The 4,346-nt window shown below is 38.0% G+C and carries 7 protein-coding genes; 3 read left to right on the top strand and 4 right to left on the bottom strand.

Annotation, left to right across the window (positions count from 1 at the left end):
* Positions 1 to 47: 47 nt before the first annotated feature.
* From HMPREF2728_RS01430 to HMPREF2728_RS01420, 4 genes are all read right to left on the bottom strand, one after another.
* Positions 48 to 410 (bottom strand): ArsR/SmtB family transcription factor, encoded by a 363-nt coding sequence (locus HMPREF2728_RS01430; RefSeq protein ID WP_075226854.1) that lies wholly within the window; start codon positions 408 to 410, stop codon positions 48 to 50.
* A 9-nt stretch (positions 411 to 419) separates the two neighbouring features.
* Positions 420 to 578, bottom strand: coding sequence for a BOW99_gp33 family protein (locus HMPREF2728_RS10765; protein ID WP_162837231.1), 159 nt, complete (start codon positions 576 to 578; stop codon positions 420 to 422).
* A gap of 222 nt (positions 579 to 800) precedes the next feature.
* Positions 801 to 1,001 (bottom strand): helix-turn-helix transcriptional regulator, encoded by a 201-nt coding sequence (locus tag HMPREF2728_RS01425; RefSeq protein ID WP_000040966.1) that lies wholly within the window; start codon positions 999 to 1,001, stop codon positions 801 to 803.
* A gap of 14 nt (positions 1,002 to 1,015) precedes the next feature.
* On the bottom strand, positions 1,016 to 1,255 hold the full coding sequence (locus HMPREF2728_RS01420; protein WP_075226853.1) for a helix-turn-helix domain-containing protein: 240 nt from the start codon (positions 1,253 to 1,255) through the stop codon (positions 1,016 to 1,018).
* Between the two features lie 183 nt (positions 1,256 to 1,438).
* On the opposite strand from HMPREF2728_RS01420, the gene HMPREF2728_RS01415 reads away from it, so the two are divergent.
* The 3 genes from HMPREF2728_RS01415 to HMPREF2728_RS01405 all read left to right on the top strand — a co-directional run bounded on the left by HMPREF2728_RS01415 (position 1,439) and on the right by HMPREF2728_RS01405 (position 4,323).
* On the top strand, positions 1,439 to 2,182 hold the full coding sequence (locus tag HMPREF2728_RS01415) for an XRE family transcriptional regulator (RefSeq protein WP_075226852.1): 744 nt from the start codon (positions 1,439 to 1,441) through the stop codon (positions 2,180 to 2,182).
* Positions 2,183 to 2,230: 48 nt separating this feature from the next.
* On the top strand, positions 2,231 to 2,734 hold the full coding sequence (locus HMPREF2728_RS01410) for a hypothetical protein (RefSeq protein WP_075226851.1): 504 nt from the start codon (positions 2,231 to 2,233) through the stop codon (positions 2,732 to 2,734).
* Positions 2,735 to 2,877: 143 nt separating this feature from the next.
* Entirely contained in the window at positions 2,878 to 4,323 is a 1,446-nt protein-coding gene (locus tag HMPREF2728_RS01405; RefSeq protein WP_075226850.1) for a recombinase family protein, read from the top strand.
* The last annotated feature ends 23 nt before the right edge of the window (positions 4,324 to 4,346 follow it).

Genomic DNA, 4,346 nt, shown 5'->3' with positions numbered 1-4,346 from the left:
TTTACACATGGCAATTTTACACATGGCAATATTTTCCAACTGTATTTTTAAATCTCGTCATCTGTGGATAACTCTTTCTCAAGATTAGCTTTTAGATATTCAAAGTAATTATCCGAGATAGGCATATCTGAAAAAAATCTGTGTACTGTAACGCCTTTACCTCTGCCTAGCCCTAAGCGGTATACTCTGAGATAACCAGCTTTTTCTAAAAGCTTAAAGTGTTCATCTACGGTACGCCTACTTATTCCTAAACGTCGTGCAATCTCGTCAGGATACACAACCCAATCAGACTTATTAGTCAGTATGACTGCCAAAATCCCTATTGTGGCTGGTTTCAGTTGCTTATCTTGAGTGAAAGCGTTATTGATAGATGTATAATTTTCGTGAGTATTTCTTAGAATATACTGCATACCTCATATTTAAGCCCCTTTCTGTAACTCTCGCTTGTGCATGCCTAGAATGATGTCATAGTAGGAATGACCAGCAGGGATGACATATCCTGTAAGATCGTCAACTTGAGAACCATCTGCCATGATGTTTACAATCCGTGGCTCCCATTCCTTTTTTACTGTTTTCATGATATAATTACCTCGTAAAGTATTTTGCTTAGTCCCTCAATGGAATTGCCGTTCCAGAGGGGCTTTTTTATTTCTATCCTGTTAAGTATTCCTGATCAAGGAACTTGTTGATAAAGTACTGTTGGCCCTTACCAGCGCCTCATGTAGTTGTCTTCATGACACTATTGGTTCCTGATTGTCATTCAGGGTTACGTTGATGAGTTCGTTCATGTTTGCTCCTTTCTAGCTATAAAATAGTTCATCTATGGTTATATCTGATTTGATTTCTGCAACCATTGACTTGATCGCCAGACGTTCTTTGTCATTGAATGGCGTTTTACCTAACTCTTTGTTGTTGTATGACTGCAAAGAAATTTTTAGCTTGTCCGCCATCTGTTGTTGAGTTAGTCCTAACATAACTCGATAGCCTCGTAGTTTGCTCATAGGTTTGCTCCTTTCTATGCTAGCAATCGTTCCTTTTCGGGAACGTTGTCTTCAAAAAAAATAGTTATCTTCTCCATAGGTAGACCAAAAATCAAAGTAATCTTTGCTAATTCGTCAGCACCAATAGATACAATACCATTCTCTCGCTTTGCGTAAGGTGTACGTGTTTTCCACCCCATGCGGTGAGCTACCTCATCTTGTGTCATACCGCTTGCGATACGCTCAGCTTTCAACCGTTTCAAGTTGATTGTCATACTGTGCTCTCCTTTTTAATTTTTTAGTTCCCGTTTTGGAACGATTTTATTATAATCTACTTTGTTCCAATTTGTCAACCCTTTTTATCAAAAAAATATCAAAAAATGTTTTTCATCGTTCCTCTTGTATATTTTCGGGAACGATGGTATAATAAAACTATCAAGTCAGAAGAAAGGAAAAACATGAGATCTAATGATGAAATCATTTCACTTATTCAAGAGAATATAGATGAAAAAGGGTTGTCAATGAGCGAGCTTGCTAGGCGGGTAGGGATTGCAAAATCTACCATGTCAAGATACTTCAACAAGACAAGAGAGTTTCCTCTTAATAGAGCTGATGATTTTGCAAGAGCTTTGAATATCACTCCTGAGTACTTGCTAGGTATCCAAAAAGAGAGTAATGTAGACCAAGCTGAAATTATCTCAATCTATAACAAGCTAGAACAACCTAGACAAGAAAAAGTCCTTAGCTATGCTAAAGACCAACTTGAGGAGCAAGAAAACTCTAATATTATTTCTATTTTTAACAAGCCTCAAGATGACGAGGACTACATTACTGATTATGTAGAGGGCTTGGTAGCTGCTGGACATGGTACTTTCCAAGAGGACAATCTCCACATGGAGGTAAGACTGAGAGCCAATGATGTTCCTAACGAGTATGACACTATTGCTAAAGTAGCTGGCGACTCAATGGAGCCACTTATAGAAGATAATGATCTATTATTTATCAGAGTAGCTAGTCAAATAGATATCAACTCAATCGGTATCTTCCAGGTAAACGGAAAAAACTTTGTTAAAAAATTAAAGCGTGATTATGATGGAAGTTGGTACTTACAAAGTCTCAATAATAGCTATGAGGAAATCCATCTAACAGAAAATGACGACATTCGTACAATCGGTGAAGTCGTTGAAATTTATAAAAATTAAGAAAGATGTGCAATGACTGAACCACATTAAAAGCTGGGAGGGAATTTCATGAAAAAATTATTATCTTTAAGTTTTCTAAGCCTTTCTGTAGTTGCTCTTGTTGCATGTTCTCAAGGGAAAAACTCATCTTCCGAAACTAGCTCAACATCAGAAGTTAAACAGGAAACTGTGGAAAGCTCAAAGTCAACTGAGGCAAGTTCTAAAACTGATGATAAACTACCGAGAGTATCAGCTGACCAAATGGCAAGCTTTATTGATTACTTTAAACAAGATTTAACTGATAAAGGGGTGGATATTTCTACATATACTTTTTACAACAAGGACACCATCCTCTATGTGAAAGTTCCGAATGAATATAAGTATTACCCTAAAACAGACTTACAAGCCTTTGCTGATGGCTTAAAAACAAAGGAGCATGAAGCTTTTAATGTTTGGGCTGCTACTAATGAGGTGGATTTTAACTCATACCCAATGTTACACATCAAAACAGATGACGGCGACTCACTAGTTTCTCAGAAATTAAATGGAGATATGGAAGTGAAAGTTAAATAAAAAAAAGCCCCACGCTCAGAAGTTTGGCGACCGAGAGCGTGAGGCATGTGACAGGAAAAGATTTTCATGGAGATAACCTCTCATGATGTCTTTTCTTGTACCCATTTTATCATTTTTTAGGAAATTTTGAAAGAGGTACTACTATGATAACAACAAATAAAGTAGCTATATATGTCAGGGTTTCGACAACAAACCAGGTTGAGGAGGGATACTCAATTGAGGAGCAAAAAGATAAACTCTCTAGCTACTGCGATATTAAGGACTGGAGTGTCTACAATGTCTATACTGATGGAGGTTTCTCAGGTTCAAACACCGACAGGCCAGCACTAGAGAAACTTATAAAAGATGCCAAAAAGAGGAAATTTGACACGGTTCTAGTTTATAAGCTGGACCGTCTTAGCCGTAGCCAGAAAGACACTCTTTACCTAATCGAGGATATTTTCATAAAGAATAATATAGCGTTTTTGAGTCTACAGGAGAATTTTGACACCTCCACCCCCTTTGGAAAGGCTATGATTGGGCTCTTGAGCGTCTTTGCCCAACTTGAAAGGGAGCAGATAAAGGAGCGCATGCAACTCGGCAAACTAGGCCGTGCCAAGGCTGGAAAATCCATGATGTGGGCTAAAACATCCTATGGGTATGACTATCACAGAGGGACAGGCACCATGACCATCAACCCAGTCCAGTCACTAGCTATCAAATTCATGTTTGAGACCTACCTCTCAGGTAGGTCGATCACAAAATTAAGAGATGACCTAAATGAGAAATTCCCAAAAGAAAAACCTTGGAACTACAGAGCGGTCAGAATGATTTTAGGAAACCCTGTATATTGTGGATATAATCAATTTATGGGAGAAATATACAAGGGTACTCATAAACCTATTATCTCAAAGGAGACCTATGACAAGGTACAGGAAGAACTCAAAATCAGGCAAAGGACTGCACTTGAAAATAATAACCCTCGGCCATTTCAAGCCAAGTACATCCTATCTGGTATTAGTCAATGTGGCTATTGTGGTGCGCCCTTAAAACTATTGATGGGAATGGTCCGTAAAGACGGCACTAGGTTCATCAGGTACGAATGCCATCAGAGACACCCTAGGAAAATTAAGGGCGTGACTGTATATAACAATAATGAAAAATGTGACTCAGGTTTTTACTGCAAAGATGCCCTAGAAAACTATGTGCTGACAGAAATTAGTAAGCTACAAGATGATACTAGTTACCTGGATAAAATATTTTCAGGGGATAATGCTGAAAATATAGACCGTGAGAGCTACAAGAAACAAATAGAGGAACTATCAAAGAAATTGAGCAGACTTAACGACCTCTACATAGATGACCGCATTACTCTTGAAGAATTACAGAGCAAGTCAGCCGAATTTATAAGTATGAGGGCGACTCTTGAGACTGAACTGGAAAACGATCCAGCGCTAAAGAGAGACAAGAGAAAGTCCGATATGAGGAAATTACTGAACGCTGAGAAAGTCTTTTCAATGGATTATGAGCGACAAAAAATACTAGTTAGAGGAATTATCAATAAGGTTCAAGTAACTGCTGATAAAATTGTTATCAAATGGAAAGTATAAAGAATTTTAGTAACCTTCATTTC

Origin of the sequence: Streptococcus sp. HMSC061D10 (assembly GCF_001808865.1) — a bacterium.
GTDB lineage: Bacteria > Bacillota > Bacilli > Lactobacillales > Streptococcaceae > Streptococcus.
Note: the sequence above shows the minus strand (reverse complement) of the source record. Positions and strands in the feature narration are given on the sequence as shown.